General features: G+C 57.8%; 23 protein-coding genes. 6 read left to right on the top strand and 17 right to left on the bottom strand.

Going from position 1 to position 24,417, the window contains the following annotated elements; translation table 11 throughout:
• Positions 1-145 precede the first annotated feature (145 nt).
• From rplS to DXZ77_RS02015, 4 genes are all read right to left on the bottom strand, one after another.
• Positions 146-487 carry a 50S ribosomal protein L19 gene (gene rplS / locus DXZ77_RS02030; RefSeq protein ID WP_115029570.1) on the bottom strand — a complete coding sequence of 114 codons (342 nt, stop codon included), beginning with the start codon at positions 485-487 and terminating at the stop codon, positions 146-148.
• Positions 488-694: 207 nt separating this feature from the next.
• Complete coding sequence (locus tag DXZ77_RS02025) at positions 695-1,954, bottom strand: Dyp-type peroxidase (protein WP_258553077.1); 1,260 nt, start codon at positions 1,952-1,954, stop codon at positions 695-697.
• Entirely contained in the window at positions 1,951-2,625 is a 675-nt protein-coding gene (locus tag DXZ77_RS02020) for a copper chaperone PCu(A)C (RefSeq protein WP_115029568.1), read from the bottom strand. Before DXZ77_RS02020 ends, DXZ77_RS02025 begins: the two co-directional genes overlap by 4 nt.
• Before the next feature lie 51 nt (positions 2,626-2,676).
• Positions 2,677-3,444, bottom strand: coding sequence for a hypothetical protein (locus DXZ77_RS02015; protein ID WP_147279160.1), 768 nt, complete (start codon positions 3,442-3,444; stop codon positions 2,677-2,679).
• A gap of 142 nt (positions 3,445-3,586) precedes the next feature.
• On the opposite strand from DXZ77_RS02015, the gene DXZ77_RS02010 reads away from it, so the two are divergent.
• Together DXZ77_RS02010 and DXZ77_RS02005 are read left to right on the top strand one after the other, a co-directional pair.
• Positions 3,587-4,231 (top strand): response regulator transcription factor, encoded by a 645-nt coding sequence (locus tag DXZ77_RS02010; protein ID WP_258553076.1) that lies wholly within the window; start codon positions 3,587-3,589, stop codon positions 4,229-4,231.
• A gap of 79 nt (positions 4,232-4,310) precedes the next feature.
• The gene (locus tag DXZ77_RS02005) at positions 4,311-5,216 is read left to right on the top strand and encodes an SDR family oxidoreductase (RefSeq protein WP_115029562.1); all 906 of its coding nucleotides are present in this window, start codon (positions 4,311-4,313) and stop codon (positions 5,214-5,216) included.
• Between the two features lie 56 nt (positions 5,217-5,272).
• Here the strand turns inward: DXZ77_RS02005 and trmD are convergent, their stop codons facing one another.
• From trmD to DXZ77_RS01970, 7 genes are all read right to left on the bottom strand, one after another.
• Entirely contained in the window at positions 5,273-6,424 is a 1,152-nt protein-coding gene (gene trmD, locus DXZ77_RS02000) for a tRNA (guanosine(37)-N1)-methyltransferase TrmD (RefSeq protein WP_115029560.1), read from the bottom strand.
• A 2-nt stretch (positions 6,425-6,426) separates the two neighbouring features.
• Entirely contained in the window at positions 6,427-6,969 is a 543-nt protein-coding gene (rimM, locus tag DXZ77_RS01995; RefSeq protein ID WP_115029558.1) for a ribosome maturation factor RimM, read from the bottom strand.
• A gap of 89 nt (positions 6,970-7,058) precedes the next feature.
• Positions 7,059-7,301: an RNA-binding protein gene (locus tag DXZ77_RS01990; RefSeq protein WP_028326998.1), complete on the bottom strand. Its 243-nt coding sequence runs from the start codon at positions 7,299-7,301 to the stop codon at positions 7,059-7,061.
• Between the two features lie 2 nt (positions 7,302-7,303).
• Entirely contained in the window at positions 7,304-7,780 is a 477-nt protein-coding gene (gene rpsP, locus DXZ77_RS01985) for a 30S ribosomal protein S16 (RefSeq protein WP_115029556.1), read from the bottom strand.
• A gap of 231 nt (positions 7,781-8,011) precedes the next feature.
• Positions 8,012-9,019 (bottom strand): GNAT family N-acetyltransferase, encoded by a 1,008-nt coding sequence (locus DXZ77_RS01980; RefSeq protein ID WP_115032408.1) that lies wholly within the window; start codon positions 9,017-9,019, stop codon positions 8,012-8,014.
• The gene (locus DXZ77_RS01975) at positions 9,019-10,128 is read right to left on the bottom strand and encodes an amidohydrolase family protein (RefSeq protein WP_258553075.1); all 1,110 of its coding nucleotides are present in this window, start codon (positions 10,126-10,128) and stop codon (positions 9,019-9,021) included. The genes DXZ77_RS01980 and DXZ77_RS01975 overlap by 1 nt, the downstream gene beginning before the upstream one ends.
• 37 nt (positions 10,129-10,165) lie before the next feature.
• Positions 10,166-11,542 carry a cryptochrome/photolyase family protein gene (locus tag DXZ77_RS01970; protein WP_115029554.1) on the bottom strand — a complete coding sequence of 459 codons (1,377 nt, stop codon included), beginning with the start codon at positions 11,540-11,542 and terminating at the stop codon, positions 10,166-10,168.
• A gap of 164 nt (positions 11,543-11,706) precedes the next feature.
• On the opposite strand from DXZ77_RS01970, the gene DXZ77_RS01965 reads away from it, so the two are divergent.
• Both DXZ77_RS01965 and DXZ77_RS01960 read left to right on the top strand, forming a co-directional pair.
• Complete coding sequence (locus DXZ77_RS01965) at positions 11,707-12,414, top strand: CPBP family intramembrane glutamic endopeptidase (protein ID WP_115029552.1); 708 nt, start codon at positions 11,707-11,709, stop codon at positions 12,412-12,414.
• Positions 12,415-12,419: 5 nt separating this feature from the next.
• Positions 12,420-13,355 (top strand): NAD(P)H-binding protein, encoded by a 936-nt coding sequence (locus DXZ77_RS01960; protein WP_115029550.1) that lies wholly within the window; start codon positions 12,420-12,422, stop codon positions 13,353-13,355.
• A gap of 63 nt (positions 13,356-13,418) precedes the next feature.
• Here DXZ77_RS01960 and ffh read toward each other — a convergent pair whose 3' ends face one another.
• The 5 genes from ffh to smc all read right to left on the bottom strand — a co-directional run bounded on the left by ffh (position 13,419) and on the right by smc (position 22,021).
• Positions 13,419-15,101 (bottom strand): signal recognition particle protein, encoded by a 1,683-nt coding sequence (gene ffh, locus DXZ77_RS01955; protein ID WP_115029548.1) that lies wholly within the window; start codon positions 15,099-15,101, stop codon positions 13,419-13,421.
• Between the two features lie 47 nt (positions 15,102-15,148).
• Positions 15,149-15,922: a hypothetical protein gene (locus tag DXZ77_RS01950; protein WP_147279159.1), complete on the bottom strand. Its 774-nt coding sequence runs from the start codon at positions 15,920-15,922 to the stop codon at positions 15,149-15,151.
• A gap of 341 nt (positions 15,923-16,263) precedes the next feature.
• Positions 16,264-17,421, bottom strand: coding sequence for a signal recognition particle-docking protein FtsY (gene ftsY, locus DXZ77_RS01945; RefSeq protein ID WP_258553074.1), 1,158 nt, complete (start codon positions 17,419-17,421; stop codon positions 16,264-16,266).
• A 26-nt stretch (positions 17,422-17,447) separates the two neighbouring features.
• Positions 17,448-17,807, bottom strand: coding sequence for a hypothetical protein (locus tag DXZ77_RS01940; protein WP_115029542.1), 360 nt, complete (start codon positions 17,805-17,807; stop codon positions 17,448-17,450).
• Positions 17,808-18,346: 539 nt separating this feature from the next.
• Complete coding sequence (smc, locus tag DXZ77_RS01935) at positions 18,347-22,021, bottom strand: chromosome segregation protein SMC (protein WP_181815992.1); 3,675 nt, start codon at positions 22,019-22,021, stop codon at positions 18,347-18,349.
• A 187-nt stretch (positions 22,022-22,208) separates the two neighbouring features.
• Between smc and DXZ77_RS01930 the strand changes: the two genes are divergently transcribed.
• The gene (locus tag DXZ77_RS01930; RefSeq protein WP_115029538.1) at positions 22,209-23,066 is read left to right on the top strand and encodes a hypothetical protein; all 858 of its coding nucleotides are present in this window, start codon (positions 22,209-22,211) and stop codon (positions 23,064-23,066) included.
• A gap of 77 nt (positions 23,067-23,143) precedes the next feature.
• On the opposite strand, the gene DXZ77_RS01925 is transcribed toward DXZ77_RS01930, so the two are convergent.
• Positions 23,144-23,431, bottom strand: coding sequence for an acylphosphatase (locus tag DXZ77_RS01925; RefSeq protein WP_371667000.1), 288 nt, complete (start codon positions 23,429-23,431; stop codon positions 23,144-23,146).
• Positions 23,432-23,898: 467 nt separating this feature from the next.
• Between DXZ77_RS01925 and DXZ77_RS11980 the strand changes: the two genes are divergently transcribed.
• A complete protein-coding gene (locus tag DXZ77_RS11980; protein ID WP_181815991.1) occupies positions 23,899-24,408 on the top strand; it encodes a DUF3152 domain-containing protein in 510 nt (169 codons plus the stop codon).
• Positions 24,409-24,417 lie beyond the last annotated feature (9 nt).

Below are 24,417 nucleotides of genomic sequence, written 5' to 3'. Positions count from 1 at the left end.
CACGAAGCCGCAGATAAACACCTGCATTGATGTCTCTAGCAGTAAACGAAGATCCCGCCTAAAGGGTTCACGGCCGGGCATGCAATGGGGCCGCGAGCGAAACCTCGCCCGCGGCCCCCTCACCTAAAAACCTGTCAGCGCGTGATCAACGCTTCTCGCGGATCTTAGCTGCCTTACCGTGCAGGTTACGCAGGTAGTACAGCTTGGCGCGACGCACGATACCGCGGGAGACAACCTCGATCTTCTCCACGATAGGAGTGTGGACCGGGAAAGTACGCTCCACACCAACACCGAAGCTGACCTTACGAACGGTGTAGGTCTCGCGAACACCAGCACCGTGGCGACGGATCACAACGCCCTGGAACACCTGGACACGAGTACGGTTACCTTCAACAACCTTCACGTGAACCTTGACTGTGTCACCGGCGCGGAACTCCGGGATGTCATCACGAAGGCTGGCGACATCAACTACATCGAGCTTCTGCATCAAATTCTCCTCGCTGCACCGCAGGCTGCAGCAGTTCTCACAAGGCCACAAAGACCTCAATAAACAGATTGGTGGGAAGCGTCCCAGCCTCATGGGTATCCGCAGTCACAATGTGACCCGTACCCCACTCCCCCTGCGGCAGGGGCTTTGAGACGCTCTACAGGAAACAAGTTTGCCAGACGAGCCACTCCTCGGAAAATCGCGAAGCTACTCGAGCAAGGTTTCGCCAATATAACCGCCCTTTTTGCATCCAGGCGGGATAACAAAAACAGCAGAACCGATCGGCGTAGTCCACGTATTCAACAAATCTGCCTCATCCAAACGGCGCTGGATAGGAACGAACTGCGCATCGACATCTGCGGCGTAGGCAACAAAAATAAGCCCAGCATCCGTACCAATTCCAGAAGCATCCTTCTGCCCTGCCAACACTGGGACCTCATAGCTATAGCCACGACGCACAATTTTGTGACGTGGATCACCACTGCGGGCCCGGCGCATATGCGCGAACTGCGAGATAACAGGAAACCCACTCTCAGTAACAGCCGAGAAATCTGGCTCATCCTGCTCATGCTTGCCCGTCAAAGGCGCACCATTATCGATACGACGACCAATACTGTGCTCCCGGGCCGCAGGATCAACCTCATCCCACGTATCCAAATCCATGCGGATACGACGAATAACAACGCCCGTCCCACCCGCAAACGGACCTGTTGGGATCCACACCTGACGCGCAAACTCAGGTGTTCCCGCAGAAGCGTTCACCGTGCCGTCGACCTGACCGAACAAGTTACGCATCGTCGTACCAGGTGCCAGCGTGTCACGCGCATGCCGAAACCCCGGTTGAATCCACTTCACTGTCGCAAAACTCCGTGTGTCTTTCAGGAGCATGCGCGTGGCGTGCGAAAGAGCCGTCGGGTCATCAGACCCAATCGTGAGAAAAAGATCCCCACCGCTCCACTCAGGTTCAAGCCGATCCACCTTGAACTTCGGCAAAGGACGCAACCAACCAGGCCCCTGCCCTCCAGCGCGGCGCACAAACTCAGGACCAAACCCGAACGTCACTGACAACCGCGAAGGAAAGGCAGCTAATTCCGGCTCACTGTCAGCTAACGCACCTCGCCCCGCCATAAGACGAGCCGCATCATCCGTCAGGATGCGCATGAGACGGCGCAACCCTTCCTTATCAATGTCGTCATCGAGTTCAAGCGCCACAAAATTGGCATGAGCCTGTGCCGGAGTATCCACTCCCGGCTGATGCTCGCCATAAAACGCAATCGTGTCCCCTCCATGCGGGGTATCAGTAGCAGGGGTGGCCTGGTCTGGGCGGCTATCTGCCCGCTGTCCCCCTGCCTCAGCTCGGGCAAGCCCAGCAAGCCCAAAAGCTGTCGCCGCCCCCCACCCGGCGATCGCTCCCGTTGAGAGGAACGAACGCCGGGAAGGAGTCACACCAAACTCTTCGTCCGTCACGAATGCGCCGCCGAGGAAGTAGCTTTCCCAGAGCCGTGCATGTGGTCATGGCCCTCATGCTTGCCATGGTCATGGTCGCTGTGGTCATGACCGCCATGGTCGTGGTCGTTCGGGGACGCCTTGCCGTGGTCATAGTTCTCATTCGCGCCGCTGAAATCCTTCACTGGCGCAGCAACTTTGAAAGAACTGCCATCGCTGGTCGTTGCAGTGAACTCGACCTGTTCACCTGCCTTCAACTCCCCCTTCAATCCCATCAACATGATGTGGTCACCACCGGGTTTGAGCTCATGCTGACCATGCGCAGGAATCTTAAAACCGCCCTTGACCTCACTCATCACCATGGCGCCCGAAGCGTCCTTCTTCGTCTCATGCATTTGCACTGACCCAGCTGCAGGGCTACTCACCGCAGTGATGGTGATGTCCTTATCGCTGTTGTTGGCAAGCGTTCCAAAAAGAGCCGAATTTCCCGAAGCTGCCGCTTTCACCCATGGATCGTGCGCGTTGATGGGGCTGGACTCGTTTGCCTGCGTCGTTTGCGCAGCACCGTGATTGGATCCATGGTCGCCACCACCTCCACATGCCGTAAGAAGCAACGCAGCAGCCAGGACCGCGATGGTAGTAGCTCCACGTCGAGAAAATTTGCGCGAACGAGACAAAGAAAAAGTAGTCATGAACTGTGCCTTTCTGGCTGGTCAAAGAGGTTCATCTCTTGACCGGGGGCCTCAGCCCCCGAGGGAATGTGCAGTGATTTGCATATCGAGAGGCCTTATACGAAGCCTCTCTTTTCCCCCACAGATCGGCGGACCACGACGAACAAGACACGCAGCCAAGTACTCCCGCAGCATCACGGATTTGACCGCGGCAGTACCCACTGCCACACGCGCAGCCGCCGGCATTAACACTGGGCACGCAACGCACAGCACCGGACGCAACGCGTCAAGAACAGAGCCACCCAACTCCAGCAAACGAATCAACAACTCTTCGCCGCTGCGGACCAACACCACACATACCGCAGCAGCAAACACATGCCCAGCCACCATCAACGGCGACATGGACATAACGCCCCAAACACCCCCCGAGTTGGGGACAACAGCACCATGATGCAGCTGCCCCCGTAACGCAGCCGCACCAGAACCATTACGCGTCAAAGCACACAAAGCATGAAGATCCGCGGCTTTCATCCACGCTGACGCTGCATAACCCTTCCCAGCAGCACCAGCCTCATGAGCAGCGCGTATTAGCGCACCCAACTCAAAAAACAGGTGAAAAGCGAATTGGCCCACCAGCACCGGAACAGCAACACTCCACCACGCACGCCACCGTCCCACCAGCGGCATAGCAATAAGGAAACCGCACATCCATGTCACCACCACCACGAGCACAGGCGGCACGCCACCCCCAGCAAATGCGTGCATAAACAACGCCATAAACGTGGTCGACGAAGCCACACCACACGCTCGCAGCGCACGCGCAGGGACAGGCCAGGTCATAAGCGCATTCTGTCAGGTGTGCGCTACACCTCACCAGCGCATCACTTCAGCTTGCATGTGAGGCAGGCCGCTACGGAATCACCGCGCCACGAACCTACTCATCAACAAATGATTAGACCAAGCGGACATTATGCTGATTTTCGTGAAAGACCCCACCACTCCCATCACTGTCGCCATCGTCAACGACTACCCCATCGTTGTCGCGGGCGTAGCCCACTTACTCGCCAGTGACCCGCGCATCACAGTGGTCGAACACGCCACCAACACCACTCCCCGCTCCCGGGTCGACATTGCCCTCTTCGACACCTTCGCAGCCGGAAACCATATCGAAAACGACGTTATCCCCCTTCTCGAAGCCCCCTACATCGGCAAAGTCATCATTTACTCCTGGGACCCACGAGACGCCCACGCCCGCCAAGCCTTAGCCCTAGGCGCCGCAGGATTCCTTGACAAACGCATAAGCGCTGAACAGCTCGCCGACGCACTCATCAGCATTCACACAGGCGAACACACCCACGTCCAAGACCCCGACCACACAACACCTGTCATCAAGAAATGGCCAGGTCAAACAGCTGGCCTTTCTCCCCGAGAAGCAGAAGTAGTAGCCCTGATCACCCAAGGGTTCACCAACGACCAAATCGCTCAATCCTGTTACCTATCCATCAACTCAGTGAAGTCCTACATCCGATCCGCATACCGAAAAATGGGCGTAGAGCGTCGTTCACAAGCCGTGTTGTGGGGAATCCAAAACGGCATGCAGCCGCAGAGCACACGAACCAGCATCTGAAGCCAAATCATTTGCTAAACAGAAAGACTCACCCCCCAAGAAGGTAGAAAGACACCAACTATCTCGCCAGGATCGAGATATGAGCGACCTCTACGCCATCGACAAAACCGCCCGCCAACTCGCCTCCCCCGACGGCGGTTTTCCCGCCCAAGAGCAGCAACACCCCGGACACACCAAAGCAATGACCCCTCTGCCCGACCACGGCGAAAAAACCTGGGTCGGCCATGGAAGGCTCACTGGGCTCAAAGCCCTCATTACTGGCGGCGACTCAGGCATCGGCCGAGCCGTAGCAATTGCATTCGCTCGCGAAGGCGCCGACATAGCCATCAACTACCTCCCCAGCGAAGAAGAAGACGCCCAGGACGTCCGCACCTGGGTCGAGCGCGAAAACCGCACCTGCACCCTCCTGCCAGGAGACATCCAAGACGAAACCACCGCACGCCGCATCGTCGAAGACGCAGCAGCCCAACTCAACGGCCTAGACATCGTCGTCAACAACGCTGGATTCCAATGGGCACGTCGTGAAGAAGGGCTACCTTCGGTCACTACCGGCGAACTCGATCAAGTAATGAAAACCAATCTCTACGCCCTATTCTGGATCTGCCAGCAAGCCCTCCCCCACCTCAGCCACGGCGCAAGCATCATCAACGTCAGCTCTATCCAGGCATACGACCCATCTGTATCTCTCATCGACTACGCAGCAACCAAAGCTGCCATTAACAACTTCACCGCCAATCTCGCCGCCGAACTCGGCCCCCGCGGAATCCGTGTCAACGCCGTCGCTCCTGGACCCATCTGGACACCACTACAACCAGCAACTAAGGGCGGAGACTCCATGCCAACCTTCGGCACAGACACCCCTCTAGGTCGAGGCGGACAACCCGTAGAGTGTGCCGGCGCTTTCGTCTTCCTGGCCAGCCCCGCCGAAGCGTCCTACGTCACTGGCACCGTCATCGGAGTCACCGGCGGAAAACCCATCTTCTAAACCCAAAAAACAAGCGTGTGGCTAATCCTCTCCAGCATTCGCCACACGCTTGTTCCCTACTTCTTACGACTCCACTCTCCTGCCCTGCGCCCCGGACGATACCCACAAGCCCGCATAAAAGCAGAGACCCTCTGGCCATCTTCCGCCTGATCAGGCAAACGCACAGGCAAACGCCGACCATCACCACCAGTAGCCACCTGCAAAAGAGCCCTGCCGATCCCGCGCTGAACCAGGTCAGGAACCACTGCCAACACCTCAATTTCCCGCGCTACAGCCACACCCGCCTCATCACACACACGCTGATGCCGCACCATCCCCACCAAGCGACCACCAAGGCGACACACATGCGTCACTGCTCCACCCTGACCATCAACCAAAGAATCCGCCTTTGAAGGCGCAACCGCTTTGACCAACGTAAACAACTCACCCGCATCCCCAGGAACAGCAACACTAATTGCTGCCTCCAAACCACCAGCAACTACCTCTGGCACCGCAGAAGCCGGCAACAAATCCGGGCGACGCAACCACGTACGCATCAAACGCTGCTCATGCCGCCACTGCGCAATACGGCCATGATCACCAGAAAGCAACACATCAGGAACAGTCATGCCACGCCACGTTGCCGGCTTCGTATACACCGGATACTCAAGCAACCCATCCTCATGCGACTCCTCCACCAAAGACTCAGCATTACCCACCACACCAGGCAACAACCGCACCACTGCCTCTGTCATCGTCAGCACTGCCACTTCACCACCATTGAGGACATAATCCCCCAACGACACAATGTCCACCCGACCATCAAAGGCACCCCGCGCATACTCATACACACGCTCATCGATGCCTTCATAACGCCCACACGCAAAAACCAAATGATCCTCGCCGGCCAACTCATGAGCTAAAGCCTGCGAAAAAGGAACACCACCAGGACCAGGAACGATCAACCGAGGACGCTTACCCTCCCCGTCAGCTGAGGCCGCCTCAGCAAGAACCCGGTCCAAAGCCTGACCCCACACATCCGGCTTCATCACCATCCCAGCACCACCCCCATAAGGAGTGTCATCAACGGTGTGATGCCGATCAGTAGTCACCTCCCGTAAATCATGGGCCCGCAGATCTACCAAACCCTCACGCTGTGCCTTACCAATCAACGACAAATCAAGCGGTGCCAAGTACTCCGGAAAAATCGTCACGACATCAATACGCACTACTACTCCCCATCCTGCTCACGCCCTAGCTCCAACAACCCCACAGGCGGATCAATCACCACACGACCACCCGCCAAGTCCACCTCTGGCACAAGCTCATCAACAAACGGAACCAATGCTTGCCCACCGTCACCCAACGAGACCTCTAACAAATCTTGCGCCGGACGCGTATAAAGCGCACTGACCACCCCAACCCGCTCACCGCTGACAGTCTCTACCGCCAGCCCCAGCAAATCTGCCTCATAAAAACCATCCTCCACACCTTCATCCACCTCATCTTCGCCTTCTACCCCGGCTTCGACGAACAGCCGTACATCACGCAACAACTCCACGGCGCTACGGTCAGCTGCCTCCTCAAAACCCAGCAGCCAAATCCCCTTGTGCACTCGCGCGCTACGTACCGTCAGCGGCCCCGCACCTACCGGCTCCGTCACAAACTTCGCCCCAGGCACAAAACGTTCTTCCGGTGAGTCCGTAAACAACTGCACCGTCGCCTCACCCCGCAAACCATGCGGTTTACCAATTCGCGCCACCCGAACCTGCATACCTGCCCGCCTCCCTCAACAACAACCCTTGCACTACGACGACGGCGCCCCCGCAAACGCGGGAGCGCCGTCAATCAAACGTCTACAACTCAGGACTCGCGGTCCGTATCAACAATGTCGACACGAACCTGACGGCCACCAGCCAAAGCGGTGACTACCGTACGCAGCGCATTCGCCGTACGACCAGAACGGCCGATAACGCGACCCAAATCCTCGGGATGAACGCGAACCTCGAGCACGTCACCACGACGATTAGGGCGCTTACGAACCACGACGTCCTCGTCGTTCTCGACGATGCCCTTGACTAGGTGTTCGAGGGCCTCCTCAAGCACGATCAGGCCTCGTCCTTCTCAGCTTCTTCGGCCGGAGCCTCATCCTGAGCAGGCTCCGCAGCAGCAGCGGCTTCCTTCTCAGCACGCAGCTCAGACTCCTTCTTCGGAGGGTTCTTCGCGAACTTCTCGTCAGCCTGGTCAGCAGCAGCAAGAGCAGCTTCGTAAAGCTCCTTCTTCGAGGGCTTCGGCTCAGCCGTCTTGTAGGTGCCCTCAGCACCTTCCTCACCCTTGAACTTCTGCCAGTCACCAGTGACCTTCAGCAGGGCCTCAACCTGCTCCGTCGGCTTAGCGCCAACGCCCAGCCAGTACTGCGCGCGCTCAGAATCGATCTCAATCACAGAAGGCTGCTTCGTGGGGTGGTAAACACCGATCTCTTCGATCGCGCGACCATCACGCTTAGTGCGCGAGTCCATGACTACAACGCGGTAGAACGGGGTGCGGATCTTACCCATACGCTTCAAACGGATCTTGACTGCCACGAGGGTGCCACTTCCTTAACTCTCTCGTGAGGCACGGCGAGACCGGACCAGAACAAATCCGGGGTATCGCGCCTCGGGTGTAGGCGCCCGAAATCCCGGCGCAGTCGATCCGAATATCACACCACAGCGCGAAACGGAGAGCGGCCTGGACCGGGCGGGTACAGCCCACCATTCTGCCAGACAAAAGACCCAACCAACACATCACCAAACCACGACATGCCAAAACTCCACTTAAGCAGGGCAAACCCCCCTAACCGCAGCATGCGCATCAGAACGCGCACGCAAAGCCAAAGCCACCACACGATGCCGCCCCACCGGCGCAACGTCACCAGCAACAGTCAACTCAGCACCCACCTCAGCACCCGCCGACCTCATCGCCTCCTCGACACGACGCACCTGCCCCTCATCAGTAGGACGAGGCAGCTCAATCACCGCCCCCCGAGTACCTCTCAACAACGCACCTAACCCCTCATCCCCCAACGCTTCGACCACCCCTGCAGCAATAAAAGGCACCTCCAACTGCACCGCCAACTCAACCCCCGCATCCCCCCACTGCGGACCAACCACAACCACCGGAGACGGCACCGACCCCACCGAAAACGGCACCGCAGGCCACTCTTCAACCGTCATCCCATACGTCTCATGATCCCGCCACGCATGCACATCACGCTCATCCCCCAACCACAAATACGCAGGCCAAAACCCCCTCCGCCGAAACCCCACCGACCGCAACAAACCAGCCGAACGCACATTCCCCGGCTGCACAGACGCCTCCACCCGATGCAAACCCATCCCCAAAGGTTCTGCCTCAAACGCCACATCAACAACCAACCGAAACCCCTCAGCAAACAACCCCCTGCCCTGATACGGGTCATAAGCGTTGTACCCCACCGCAGCACTCATCGCACGACCGCGCACCACCCCCGTCACATTCACCACCCCGACAATGTCATGCCCTGCACCAGCAATCGGCTCCACTGCATGAATCACAAACGTCCGGTGCGCACTCGTCTGAAACCGCAAATGCGTCTCCAAATCCCGCGGATCCACCGGATTCCACACCCGAATCCGATCCGCAGACAACGCCAAAGCACGCCCATACGGCTCAAGATCACCCGCACACACTGGAGCCACCCACACCCGCTCACCCCAAGCAGTCAACGGCTCCCTCACCACACCAGAAACCTCCCGAACAGGCGGCGAAACCCACCCCGGACGATTCGCCGGATGCCCCGACATCACCACACCACCCCACCCAAAACAGTGCAATGCGGCCTCACCATCACCCGCACATCCTCACGAGGATCATCCAAATAAACAACAAAATCCGCCGGCGCACCCTCCTCAATACCCGGATACCCCAACCACGACCTCGCAGCCCACGACGCAGCACCAACCGCACCAACATTGCCCAGCCGCGTCTTAGCCAACTCAACAACCTCTAACGCCAACAAACCATGCGGCACCCGACCACCAGCATCCGTACCTGCATAAATCGGCACCCCCGCCTCATGCGCAGCGCTCACCGTCTCATAACGACGTCCATAAAGATCCAACATATGCGCTGCATACGAAGGAAATTTCGCCCGACCGGCCCGAGCAAAATCAGGAAAATTCGCAATATTTACCAACGTCGGCACAATCGCGATACCAGCCCGAGCAAACGCCTCAATCGTGTCAACAACAAGCCCCGTCGCATGCTCAACACAATCAATCCCTGCCGTAACGCAATCACGCAACGACTGCTCAGCAAAACAATGCGCCGTCACCCGCGCACCCTCCGCATGAGCCACCTCCACAGCCTCACCAAGCACCTCTACAGGCCAACACGGCGACAAATCACCCCGCTGACGATCAATCCAATCCCCCACCAACTTCACCCACCCATCGCCACGACGCGCCTCACCACGAACACACTCCACCAACAACTCCGGCTCTACCTCATGCGCATAATTGCGGATATACCGCTTCGTCCGCGCAATATGACGCCCCGCCCGAACAATCCGAGGCACATCACCACGCTCATCCAACCACTGCGTATCCGCAGGACTACCCGCATCCCGAATGAGCAACACCCCCGCATCACGCTCGGCCAACGCATGCTCTAGCGCCCGCCCCCGCTCAACCGCCCCCTGCGACTCCAACCCCACATGACAATGCGCGTCCACCAAGCCAGGCAATACATGCCCTGAAATACGCTCCACCTCCACCCCCACAGGCCGCGTAAACGTAATACGCCCACCAACCACCCACACCTCATCACGCACATCATCTGCCGAAACATTAATACGCCCCGTCAGATGAAGAGCTTGCCCCCGCCACTCCTGTCCCACACCACGCATGCTCATACAACGAAACTACCGCCACCCAACACCACTCGCCCTCTCAACGACGCGCAGCCTCATACCGGCGCAACGCCTCAGCACGCTCCTGCGCATGATCCACCACCGGCAACGGATAGCCACACGCATACCCATCCGGCGCCTTCCATGGCATATGCACAGCCCCACCCGACACATGCGCCAACTCAGGAACCCACTGACGCACATACGAACCATCCGGATCGAACTTCTCCCCCTGCCTCACCGGATTAAACACCCGAAAGTACGGTGCCGCATCAGTCCCAGTACCAGCAACCCACTGCCAACTATGATTATTTGAAGCAACATCCCCATCACGCAGATGCTCCAAGAAAAAACGCGCACCATAGGGCCACCACACGTGTAAATCCTTCGTCAAGAACGACGCAGTGATCATCCGAACCCGATTGTGCATCCACCCTGTCGCACGCAACTGCCGCATGCCCGCATCCACAATCGGATACCCCGTAACCCCCTCCTTCCACGCCTCAAACAACTCCGCCGTCACCGCGTCTTTCTGCGGATCCGCGTATTCCATCCCAGCCAACCCATCCCCCAGGTCGTGCCACGCCGAATCTGGGTTATGCCACAACACATCCGCATAAAACTCACGCCACGCAAGCTCCTTCACAAAGGTCCTCACACCCTCACTACCCGCAGCCGCACAATCAGCCACATCAGCCAGCAACGTCCGCGGATGCACCAAACCAAACTTCAACGGCTCAGACATCCCCGACGTGCCATCAACACCCGGCCTATCCCGCTCATCCCCATACTCAGCAATCCCCTCCTGCAAAAACCCCTGCCACCGCTGCGACCATCCATCCGGATGCGCAACCCCCTCAGGCCCATCCCCATCACCCAACAGCCCTTCATACTCATCCGAATCCAACCGATGCCCTAGATCAAGCCCTCGCGGCACCGGAAAAGGGCGATCCCAACCACAATCCAGCCACGCCGAATGAAAACTCGAAAACACCTTGTACGGCGTACCGTCCTTCTTGCGAACCCTGCCCGGCGAAACCGCATACGGAGTGCCTGTCGCAACCATCGGTACCTCACCCAACGCCTCCAAAACCCGCTTACCACGGACCCTCCCATACGGCGTGGACTCCCCACTCACATGCACACTGCTCGCACCAGCCTCCCGCACCACCTCAGGCACCACCTGCGCAGCATCCCCCACACGCACGCACAACCTGCCCTCATACGATTCCTGCGCCGAAACTAACGCTTCCCTCAGTGCAGCCAACCGAGCAGCACCACATCCCTTGAACAAATGCGTCTCTAAAACAAACAACGGCACAACCACACCACCATCGGTGGCCGCAGCAGCCGCCCCCAAAGCAGGCAAATCCTCAATCCGCAAATCCCGGCGCAACCACAAAACCGACACAGCCATCCCCGAACCCCACTTTCTGAAAAATGCCGTCCGTTCACCCTAAAACGCTCTACCCCAACTAAATAGGCCACACGTAAAGACACCCCGACGGAAACACGCAGCCCTTCCCCTCGCGAGGTCTACGCTCGAGAACGCACCAGGACCCCACCGCATGAGAGAACCCCATGGGCGAATTGCGCCGATTCATCGACGCTGCACTCTTCAACCCCGTACCTGACACCCACCCCACCCCCACCACATACACCCGCAGACGCGTCACCGCGGCCCTCACCCTGGCACTAGGCACCAGCATCCTGGCCATCAGCCTACGTATCCCACCCGGTGACCCAAGCTTCCATTGGGCAACTCTCGCACTAGCCCTCACTTGGGTAGCTGGAGCAGCCATCTCCGGCCCCATCTACGCCGGACACGCATGGACACGCAAAAAAACTATTGGCAGCCCCATCATCCAATCTCTAACCCTAGCCGCCATACTCATCGCGCTCTTCCTCACCGGGGCGCTAGCCATCGCACACATCCCAGCCCTTCGAAACCCCGTCGACAACCTGCTCAACCATGCCAGCGGCAACAACCTGCTCATCGTTGCCTTCCTCACCCTCATCAACGGCATCGGCGAAGAACTCTACTTTCGAGGCGCCCTCTACGACGCCCTACCTCCAGGCCACGCCGTCGCCATCAGCACCATCATCTACGTACTCGTCACCGCAACCTCCGGCATCCCTCTACTCATCCTTGCCGCACTACTACTGGGCACCATCACCGGACTTCAACGCCGCGTCACCGGAGGAATCCTGGGCCCAATCATCGTGCACTGCTGCTGGTCCGGATCCATGCTTTTCCTCCTGCCCCCACTACTGCAGATCCTGAGGTGAACCACATGACCAACACGCCCCAACCACTCCACGTGCTTGTCACCGGAGCATCCGGCTACATCGGCGGCGAACTCGTACCAAAACTCTTAGCCAACAAGCACCACGTTCACGTGCTCACCCGCAACGCCTCATCTCTGGATGATCGGCCCTGGAAAAACAACATCACCATCATTGAAGGCGACGCAGCAGCCCCCCAAGATCTCGACCGCGCTCTGACCGACACAGACGTCGCCTACTACCTATTGCACTCCATGAACTCTTCAAAAGACTTCCGTGCCCAAGAAGTTAAAATGGCAACCACATTCGCCGACGCTGCAGAACGTGCCCATCTGAAACGAATTGTCTACCTCGGCGGAATCCACCCCGACCACGAACGCCTCAGCGAACACATGGCCTCCCGCGCTGAAGTCGGTCAGATCTTCCTCGACTCCCCCGTTCCCACAGCCTGCCTGCAAGCCGCTGTTGTCCTCGGCGCAGGGTCAGTCTCCTACCAGATGCTTAAACATCTCACTGAACGACTCCCGCTCATGCTCGTGCCCAACTGGCTACGTAACCAAGTCCAACCCATCGCCATTAAAGATGCACTGCACTACCTCGCCGGTGCTGCCACGCTTCCCTCCGATGTAAACCGCACCTTCGACATTGCCTGCGACGAGATCCTCACATACGAAAACATGATGAAGCGGTACGCAGCCGCAGCAAGACTGACTCCCCGCATCATGCTCCCCATCCCCCTGCTCACACCTGACATCGCAAGCTGGTGGGTAGGCCTTGTCACCCCCATCGACGCAGGAATAGCTCGCCCCCTTATGGGAAGCCTCGTCCACGATGTCATCGCTAAAGAAAACGACATACGTGACTACCTCGGCACACCACCTGGCGGAGTCACCAGCTACGACGACGCCATTCGCGCAGCCATGTCCGACCAGAAAAAACACTGAAAACGCCACAGGCGCGGCTCTTCTGAGAAGAAAGCAGCGCCTGCGCGAAAGTTCCTCACCCGATCACTTCAAAAAGTCACCGAAGTTCTTCGGAAGTTTGTTTGGATCAAAGTTCTTCATCAACTCTTCGGCACTCGGCTGCTTTTTAGCGCCTCCCAAAGCCCCGAAGGCCCCACCAGGAGCTCCCATTGTCGTCTCAGCATCCGCGCCGCCGCCAAAAGCCGCATCGATAGCAGCCTGACGGGCAGCTTCACGCTTAGCTTTGAGCTCGGCCTCTTGCTGTGCACGCTTAGCAGGGTTACCGGACTTGCCTTTGACAGCTTTGCCCTTCTTCTTCCCCTTACCGCCACCTACGGCCCCCGGCATACCAGACATCCCGGGCATACCAGGCATGCCGCCACCATTGCGCAGCTGGCGCATCATCTTTTGTGCCTGACCAAAACGCTCCAGAAGCCCATTTACTTCCGATACATGCACACCCGAACCACGAGCAATACGTGCACGCCGTGAACCGTTAATAGCTTTCGGGTGGCTGCGCTCATAGGGAGTCATAGAGCGAACCATCGCCTCAACACGATCAAACTCTCGCTCATCCAGCGCATCCAGCTGATCACGCATCTGATTCATACCGGGCATCATTTTGAGCAAGCTCTTAAGCGAGCCCATCTTGCGGATGCCCGCCATCTGCTCCAAGAAATCATCGAAGGTGAAGTCCTCAGCTTCGATGAATTTACGAGCCATGCTGGATTGCTGACGTTCATTAAACGCCTTCTGCGCCTGCTCAATAAGAGTAAGCACATCTCCCATATCGAGGATCCGGCTGGCCATACGGTCCGGATGAAAAACCTCAAAGTCCGTCATGTTTTCGCCTGTCGAGGCAAACATGATGGGACGACCTGTTAGGAAACGAATCGACAGCGCTGCACCACCACGCGCGTCACCATCCATTTTGGTGAGCACAACACCGGTGTAGTCCACCCCAGAAAGGAACGCTTGGGCAGTCTCCACAGCTGCCTGGCCAATCATGGCGTCAACGACGAACAACGTCTCATCTGGCTGGATAGCATCGCGAATATCACGAGCCTGAGCCATTAACTCAGTGTCAATAGCGAGACGTCCTGCAGTGTCAACAATGACTACGTCGCGCTGCTGATGCTTAGCTTCCTCAACACCACGGCGCGCAACCTCAACAGGGTCGCCATACCCTCGCGTGCCAGAGCCGTACTCCACCGCAGCGTCATAGCCAGCAACGTTCCCGCGCTCCGGAGCGAAAACAGGCACACCCGCTCGCTCTCCCACAATTTCCAGCTGCGTCACCGCATTCGGGCGCTGCAAGTCAGCAGCAACAAGCATCGGCGTATGTCCCTGCTCTTTAAGCCAGTGCGCCAGCTTGCCCGCCAAAGTAGTTTTACCTGCACCCTGCAAACCAGCCAGCATGATGACCGTTGGTGGGTTTTTAGCGAGCTGAAGCCCTCGGGTCTGCGCCCCCAGAATTTCAATCAGCTCATCATGGACGATCTGCACAACCTGCTGGCCCGGGTTAAGGGCTTGATTAACCTCGGCCGCGAGCGCGCGCTCACGGACGTTGCTGGTGAAGGCGCGCACCACGGGAAGTGCTACGTCGGCGTCGAGAAGGGCGATACGGATGTCGCGGATCGTCGAGTTGACGTCCTTCTCGGACACACGGCCGCGCCCGCGCAGATTCGTGAACGTTGCGGTCAGTCGATCCGAGAGAGAGTTGAACACCGCCCCAGGCTACTCGACCGGCGGGGGCGGCACCCACATGGGTGCGGTCAAGATGTGGCAACTGGACGGTATTGATGACGCTTGGCGTCAAGGATCGCGAATGCCCCCGAGACGAAGCAGGCTAGGGCCGAGACCATCTCTGCCCACGGTGTGACTCCACCATGAACGTCGCTGAGAAAGAATCCCGCCACCGCAATACATAGGACAGGGTTTGTGAAGAAAAGGCTTCCCCACATGGCAAGTGCTGCAGCTGATGGCGGGCGCCGCACTGGGCGGGTCCCATAGTCGAGGGGGGCGAAAAATCGGGTAGATAGAGCGATGAATACAGTCACCGGAAGGACGACGGTAAATACCCACCATCGGTAGCTGTCTATCCAGAAGTTGGAAGCAACGATGTGCTGCGGAACGGCAGTATGAGCTGCCCAGAAAGTAATAAGAGCCCCTAAGAGCAGGATAACTGCGGTTATAGCGGCACAGGCTCGGCTGACAGTGCAGTTGCGGTAGAGAAGTGCGGCCATTGCGGCAGCGGCTGCGACAAGGGCAATGCCGCACAGCCATGCTGCGGGGGCAATGTGAACGGTGACGGGATAGACGATAAAGAAATCAAAGTCCGATCCTGTGCGATCTCCGCAGGTTTTTTCGGTGAGGTCACTGCCTATGCAGGCAGACCATCTTTTGCTGGCAGCGGCAGCCATGAGAAGTCCAGCCGCGATGAGCAGTCCGGCAGCGAGGAAGATCCTCTGCGGTGGTGGGTCTGGTGTCATCGACAGCTTTTCGGTGACGCGTTGATCCATTCGCTGGCCGACTCCGTGCTGGCTCATCCATCCATCATCACTGACCGATTGTTCGGTGTGGTGACTGCTGTGATGGCACAGGTGAGATTCAGTAGAAGTGGCATTTATTGTGCTGAACCGGGGTTTTAAGACTGTTGTGTTTGTGTTTTTGGGGACTCAAGTACTTGGTATGCGTCGCGGAAAAGTGTTTTCGGTGACATCAGTAAGAGATATTTCGCATCGCTAAATGGCAAAAAGAAGCCCCGGCCGATTGCCCGATCGGCCGGGGCTGTCACCCTTTTTATCCCCTCACGTGTTCCACGTTAGAGGCTCATCCTGTGATTCCGCTGTGCTTCTCCGGTACATTCCCCGCATTACGAGTTGCCTTGCTAGGAAGGCAAGTTGGTCTTACGGGCGGGGTCTGGTCCGAGGATGGAATCAACGAAGGAAGTCGGATCAAAGGGAGCAAGATCATCGGCACCTTCACCAATTCCAACAAGCTTGACAGGAACTTTGAGTTTGCGCTGAACGGCTACGACGATGCCGCCTTTAGCTGTCCCGTCAAGTTTAGTGAGAACGATTCCAGTGATATTCACTGCTTCGGCAAAAACCTCAGCCTGAGCAAGGCCGTTTTGACCAGTGGTGGCATCAAGTACAAGCAGTACTTCATCGAGAGGGCTCTGCTTTTCGATGACACGTTTAATTTTGCCTAGCTCATCCATGAGATTGGTTTTGTTATGCAAGCGCCCAGCTGTATCCACGATGACGACATCACTACCAGCTTCGGCACCAGCTTTTACCGCCTCGAAGGCAACCGCAGCCGGATCAGCCCCTTCTTTGTCACTTCGAACAGTGGGCACCCCAACCCGCTGACCCCATGTTGTGAGTTGGTCGGCAGCAGCAGCGCGGAAGGTATCTGCGGCACCGAGAGTGACCTTGCGGTTCTCCGCCACCATGACACGAGAAAGCTTGCCAACGGTGGTGGTTTTACCTGTCCCGTTAACACCTACAACAAGAATGACCGCCGGGCGGCCATCGACTTGCCTACTGGAAATACGTCGATCCATGGTGGGATCAACCACGCGCAAGAGTTCTTCATGAAGCCAAGCACGGATCGTTGTCTCATCTTGTGCGCCCTCAGCAGCAACGCGTTCCCGTAGCGCAGTCACAATGCTGGAGGCGGCCTCGGGACCAAGGTCAGCAGCAATGAGGGTGTCTTCCAGGTCCTGCCATGTTTCCTCGTCGAGGCGCCCCCCGGCGATGAGGGTAAGGAGGCCACGGCCAAGGGCCGAGTTAGACCGAGATAAGCGAACACGTAACTGCTGTATTCGTCCCCGTGCATTCGCGGGTTGTTCAAGTTCGACAGGTTTTAAGTCTTGTTGCTGTGGCGGCTCCGGTGCGGTGTTGGCTGGGGGGAGCTCGGTTTGGCGGCGCCGTCCTGGCCCGAGGAGCGTGACTAACGTCCCCACGCCAATGACGATCACCCCGATGACAGCGAGGAGAATTCCTCCGAAATCGTTGAGTATCTGATCCACAGGACCAGTCAACCAGGCGAGCATCGCCTGGTGGGCCTTTACTCGGCGCGGCGCAGCCCGGTCGGAGTTTCTTCGTGCTCTGTAGCTGTCTGAGCGTTGGTGTCGACGGCGCGGACATTGCCGTTCCACCGCTGGCGGGCGTCAATAACGTTTCCGAGTTCGGAGCTATTGGGTAGCGGCGCCGCAGCCTGCTCGCCGGGTTTAGTCACGCTGTTCGCGCAGCTTTCGGTGTTCACTTCACTATTGGCGCTGACCTCGACAGAAGACTTCACGGCGATTTCAGTTTTTTCAACGCACGCGAGCTGGGCTGCGCAGACAGCTGGCTTACGCGCCTTACTACCGGCGAATATCCGTCGCCCGCGACCGGTGTCACCTTCCCTCTCGTCAGCGGTGCGCACCGGTGCAGTTCTACGTCGTGCGGCATTATGTGCCTGAGTGCGAACATGCACCTTGGATGGTGTTCTGCCGCAGTTAGATGCCCATCGAAGGGCAATCACCATGATTGAAGTGCCTATTGCTGCCACCGCCAGAAGCCAGATTACGAGCGACACCATGACTACATCATCGACGGCTGAGGCGAATTCGCGATATGTAGTGTGTCGACATTCGGTTACGATCGGGCACATCTTTGGCAATAAATGGGACACAGACCCCCACCACAGCTGCGGTGTTCGCAAGCTTTTCCGGCACTCAGATAGTCGCTAGGCCTCAACTAACTCTGCCGCTTTAAAACCGAAAAAGGTTAGCTCACAGGCCTACTGCATGCTCATTGATCGTGCTACTTAGTTAACGGGCAAGCCCATCACCTACGCATCCAGGACCTTTTTTCACGCTGTCGTGAACGAAGTTCTCCCGGCGAGCAGCGGACAGATTTTTCTTTGTAGTTGTCTCACTTGTCGGCACGTTTCTTATCGCAGCGCGCCTCGACGAGGACTACTCACGCACTGGCGCGATCTGCGGCTGGTGATTCGTGCTGATTCCGAAGCCGTTGCGAGACCACTCGGGTTACCCCATCTCCACGCATCGTCACGCCGTACAACGCGTCAGCTTTTTCCATGGTGCGTTTCTGATGCGTGATGACAATGAGCTGACTGGACTCACGTAGCTCTTCAAAGAGCATGAGCAACCGACCCAAGTTCACATCATCCAAAGCAGCTTCAACTTCATCCATGATGTAGAACGGGCTCGGCCGGGCTTTGAAGATAGAGACGAGTAACGCCATCGCAGTCAGAGATCGTTCCCCACCGCTGAGCAGCGACAGTCGTTTTACTTTCTTTCCGGGCGGGCGAGCTTCCACCTCGATACCGGTAGTAAGCGGGCTGTCCGGTTCGGTGAGGATTAGTCGTCCTTCTCCCCCTGGGAATAGTCGGGAGAAAACACCAGCAAATTCGCGCGCGGTGTCTTCATAAGCCTCCATAAAGGCGCGCTGTACTCTGTCATCAACGTCAGCGATGATCGATAGGAGATCTCGTTTACCAGCACGCAGGTCTTCGATCTGTCCGTTGAGGAAAGCATGCCGTTCTTCCAAAGCCGCATACTCTTCGAGGGCCAGCGGGTTGACTTTGCCTAGTTTGGCGAGCTTCTTTTCTCGGTCTTTGACGATCGCTTCTTGTTCTTCGCGGACGTAAGGGCGCGGTTCGGTGGGGATCTGGGCGCTTTTGCGGCGACGGGTTTTCCTCGGTGTTGCTGTGTTCCCTGAGTCTTCAGCAGCAGTCGAAGCATTTTCAGGTGCTTCGGTGGACATAGCGGAAGCCACTTCCAGCGGCGGGACGAGCTTGTCGGGGCCGTATTCATCGAGGAGAACATCTTCTCCAATGCCGAACTCTTCGGTCACTTTGGTGAGGAGATTCTCGATGCGCATGCGCAGTTCAGCTCGCGCCATTTCGTCACGGTGTGCCGTGTCGGTAAGGGTGCGTAGCTCTTCGGCAAGTTGGTCAGTGCGGCCTCGCGCAGCGGCCAGGTGTTCTTCGACCTGTTGGCGTTCGGTGGCAATGCCATCACGGCGGCTAGTCCCGATCTCCATCGATGTGGTGATTCGGGCAACGCTGTGCTCAGCGGCTTCGCGCAGCAGGGCAGTGGCTTGGATCTTGCTCTGCAGAACGGTGCGGCGTCGAGCTGCCTCAGATCGTGCATTTTCCTCGGCACGGGCTGCGGCTTCGAGCCGGTCTGCTCTTCCTTGACTTGCGCGCAGGCGCTCTTCAGCGGTTCGTAGGTTAAGCAGGCAGGAGGTTTCTGCTGCTCGAGCTGTTGATGCGGCAGCTTCGAGGCGAGCCAATTGTTCTGTTGAGGGTTCCTCCGTCTCGGGGGCAGCTAGGGCTGCTTCATGACGGGCGTGGACTTCTTCGAGGGCGACCCGGTCTGCTGCGAGCGCGGATGCTGCTTTTTCAGCGGCGGCGGTGAGTTGTTGCACCTGGGTGGTAGCAGCTCGCAGGGTTGCTTGCAGTGCGGCGAGTTTGGCTGTTTTTGCTGCTTTCTCTGCGTCTGTTTTGCGTAGTTCTTCGGTGAGATGTTTGAGGCGATCGGTCAGGGTTTCGGCCAAGCAAGAGGCGTCAGCTACTACTGTGGCGGCTTGCTCTACTCGAATAGAGGCTTCTTCTTGGTGGCGGTGGGCTTCATCACGAGCGGCAGCGATTTCGATGCGGCTTGAACCGGGCTCGCCGGCGGCCTGGACGAGGCCGGGTGCGAATATGTCGCCCGCGCGAGTAACCACACGTAGGTGTGGTGTCGAGGGTGCGTGGGCACTCAGGTATTCGACGGCCTCAGTAACGGTTTCGACGCAGACTGTTTTTGCCAGCAGGGCGGCAACCACGCTGTGTACATCTGGTTTCGCAGTGAGTAGGTCGATGGCTCGCTTTCCGGGACAGTCGGATTCTGGTGTAGCAGCTGGTAGCAGTTCGTCGTCGGCTACCACGATCGCTGCTCCGGCATCACCTACCGTGCGTAGGTGTGTCAGTCCCTCGATGGCTTGTTCAACCGTCGGGTATGTGACGGCTTCTCCTGCAGCGCCAAGAGCTGCTGCGATGGCGGTTTCCCACCCGTTGTTCACGGTGATCATGGATGCCAAGGTTCCCCATGATGGTGGGGCGTCATGAGCTAGCAAAGCTTGCGAATCGCTCATGCTGCGCAGTCCCATTTCGAATGCTTCACAACGGGCGTGCGCGCGGTCTCGTTCACTCATTGCTTGGCGGTGGCGCTGTTCGGCTTCGCTGAGTGCTTGGAATGCCGCTGCGTGTTCTTCGCGGACACGAGCCAGCTGGCGTTCGATGTCGGATTCGTTTTCTTCTGCTGAGAGCTGCTTTTGGAGAGCGTGGTGTTCTTGCTCGGCCTCGTCAGCTTTTTTCGTTGCTGTTTCGATCTGCGCCTGGGATGCGGCCCACTGTGATTCGAGAGTTTCCACGCGGGATTGTTTTGCAGCTACTTGTCCAGCCAGTTTCGCTAGTCCTTCTCGCCTGTCAGCAAGGGCTTTAGTGACAGCTGCGATACGGTCTCTTTCTTCGGCGTGGGCTTGCTCGGCAGAGCTGCGTTCTGTTCGGATAGTTTCTAGGTCGTTGCGCGCTTGTTCGACTTCTTCGGTCAGAGTTTGTTCGAATTCGCGTGCTTTTTGTGCTTCGGCACGTAGTGCTTCTGGGTCTTTGCCCGTGTGGTTGTGCGTGGCACGTTCCATCTGTTGTAGAGAGTTCAACCGTTCTGTTGCCAACCGACCGTAGGTGGCGAACCTGTCACGCAGTACCTGCAGTTGATGCGTTTGTTCGTTGAGTGTTTCTGCTTCGCGTGTAACTTCTCCTGCCCGCGCTGTTGCTGCCACAACTGCTTCTTTGGCGTGTGCGAGTTGGGCTTGGACTTCGATAGCGCGTGCTTGTAGCGCTGTGTGGTCGGCTTGTTCCTGGGTCAAGGTGGCTTGTTTCTGCACCAAGTCATCTGCATATAAGCGAAGGCGGGCGTCCCTGACTTCTGCCTGCCATAGGGCGGCTTTTCTAGCTGTCTCTGCCTGGCGCCCTAGAGGACCAAGACGGCGACGCACTTCACCTGCGAGGTCGACGACGCGGCTGAGGTTGACCTCCATCGTCTCCAGTTTTCGGAGTGCTTTTTCTTTGCGGCGTCGGTGTTTGAGCACCCCTGCCGCTTCTTCGATGAGTCCGCGGCGTTGTTCCGGCGTGGATCGCAGAACGTCATCGAGGCGTCCTTGGCCGACGATGACGTGCATTTCTTTACCGATGCCTGAGTCAGACAGGAGTTCTTGAATGTCGAGAAGGCGGCAGGCTGTGCCGTTGATCGAGTACTCCGAGCTACCGGCCCGGAACATTGTTCGAGAGATTGTCACCTCGGAGTAGTCGATGGGTAATGCGCCATCGGAGTTATCGATGGTCATCGTCACTTGGGCTCGCCCTAGCGGTGCGCGGCCTGAGGTGCCGGCAAAGATGACGTCTTCCATTTTTCCGCCGCGCAGCGATTTAGCGCCTTGCTCCCCCATCACCCAGGCGAGGGCGTCCACCACGTTCGATTTACCTGACCCGTTGGGCCCCACCACTGCGGTGATTCCCGGCTCTAGTGTGAACGATGTTGCCGAGGCGAAGGACTTGAATCCACGCAGGGTGAGATTGGCGACGTACACCCGGGCAGTTCCTCTCGTTGGCAAGGCTTTCGACGTGGAGAGCCTATCCACAACCCTTTCTGGGGGTGGGCGGGCCGACACATCCGGTATGCAGTGATTCCACGACTTAGGAGGTCGGGAACGTACGCTGGCCATGCCAAGCAACACATTCAGCCGTCTATACGTGGCACCGACCTGAAGGAGTTCCATGAACCGGCGTTTCACGCTCCGCGCAGCGGCAACGATCCTCGTTCTGCCTCTTGCGCTCAGTGCTTGCGGCAACGGCGGCAGCTCGTCCGACACCGGAAACACAGGCCAGAACAACTCATCCTCCGCGCAATCACAGGGCGCAGGAGGTCCGTTCAATTCTCAACCAGGCGCTTCCGTCGATAAGGACACCTTCGTCGAGAAGATTAACAAAGGCATGGTCGCGGCAGGGACTTACAAGATCTCCACCAAAACCACCATGCCCGGCTCGGAAATGGCCCTGAACGGCTACGTCGATGGACGCGAGCAAGGCAAACCCAAGTTCAAAGGCACTGTCTCCACCGGCGGGCAAACCATGAACATGATCATGGCCAACCAAAACGTTTACGTACAGCTAGCTGGCCTGACCGGAGACAAGTACATCAAAACCCCCTTGGAAGACCTTCTTCACTCCAACGGCGGAAACCTCTCCGACATGCTCGACCTAAGCAAGCAACTCCAAGCACAGAAAGCCGCGATCCAGTCCGTCACCTACGTCGGCCAATCAAATGACAGCGGCACCCAGGTCTTCCAATACAAAGTGAAGCTCGACCCTCACGCAGCAGCGAACCTGGCCACCGGCGCACCCCATGCACACCCAACGGCAGGGGCCGAGAAGCACCAGCATGACTACTTCTTGGACGCCAACGGGCAGCTTCACAAGATGAACATCGGCATCGCGGGGGCAAAGAGCGAAACCACCTTCAGTGAGTACGGAAAGTCCGTCACAATCACTGCCCCACCCACAAGCGAAGTCACCACGATGCCTGCTCTCGGAGGCATCAAGAAACCTCAAACTCCGGAAGCACAAGAAAAATAACTACTGCCTCTGATGTAGGTGTGGGCGGCACCCCAGTTGGGGTGCCGCCCACACCTACATCAGAGGCTTAGTGAACCTCACAGTTCACGAAACCGTCCCACATCTTGACGAACACTGCCCCACTGCGTCATCACTGCCTCCACCCTGCCAGGGCGCCTGTGCTGGCTCGGCTGCGCTGCCAGACGCGCACCTAACTCCTCGATCGCCTCTGGACTTCCTTGAGCGACCACTTCAACACGTCCATCACACAGATTGCGAGCAAAGCCATCAAGCCCAAGTTCCAGTGCCTGTGATTTTGTCCACCAACGAAACCCGACACCTTGCACATGCCCGGAAACAAAAAACGTCGCTTTTTCCACGCTCACCAGCTGTTCATCTCCTCCGGGATCTCTTGGGCAACCTAGATTCGGCTGCAGCCAAACGGTAGCCGACCGAACCTGAGCTGCCCCACACGACCAGCTATTTCTCAGTAAAAGTTCTTGTGGCGCGGCTACTCTGATCCCCGTCCTGCCAAGAGCAGCCGCACGTTAGACACGCTTCTCATGAGGTGAGCACGCTGAAAAACTTGAATTTGACCGCCGTAGCAGTACTCCTTCACCCTCGGGTGCGTCGTAACAGCGGTATGGCTGCGCTCCTTGCCACAGTACTGCTGGCCTCAGCGTGTTCCAGCCCAGCTTCTCAACAGCAACAGCAGCGACCCGCTGCGCCATCGAACACAGCAGCAGCCGTACCTCCTGGCTCGGCACCAAGCAGCTCGGGTACTTCTTCGAGCACACCAACTGCTTCCAAAACTACGCCAGGCAGCACCCCGTCAAAGCCCTCCAGCTCTCACGTGAGCCCACGCCCAGCTGTGCCGGTTAAAAAGACCAAACGTCACACCTATAAAGTCATTACCCGCGGGAAAGTCCTCACAAACACGAAACAGTTCGCCGCCGAAGCCGCGAAGATCTACGCCGACCCACGAGGGTGGAAAAAGGCAAGCCATCGGTTTGTTCGTGTGCCTGCGAGCGCCCCAGCAGATTTCACCCTCGTCCTGGCCTCCCCACAGAGCGTTGCTTCCTTCTCCCCCTCGTGCAAAAAGCAGTTCAGCTGCCGAGTAGGCAAATACGTAGTCATTAATGACCTCAATTGGCGCAAGAAAACCCCTGCTTTTAAAGGATCGCTGGACACCTACCACCACATGGTTCTCAACCATGAGACCGGGCACTGGCTTGGGTTGAAGCACCGTTACTGCGCCAAGAACGGTGATAAGGCTTCTCTCATGCAGCAGCAGTCAAAAAGCCTTCAAGGCTGCGTTGCCAATGGGTGGCCCACAGATGCTGAGGTCGCATCCGTCCGATAATTCTTAGCG

Source organism: Dermatophilus congolensis (assembly GCF_900447215.1).
Taxonomy (GTDB): Bacteria; Actinomycetota; Actinomycetes; order Actinomycetales; family Dermatophilaceae; genus Dermatophilus; species Dermatophilus congolensis_A.
The sequence above is the reverse complement of the archived record's forward strand: the minus strand, read 5'-3'. Positions and strand labels throughout refer to the sequence as shown.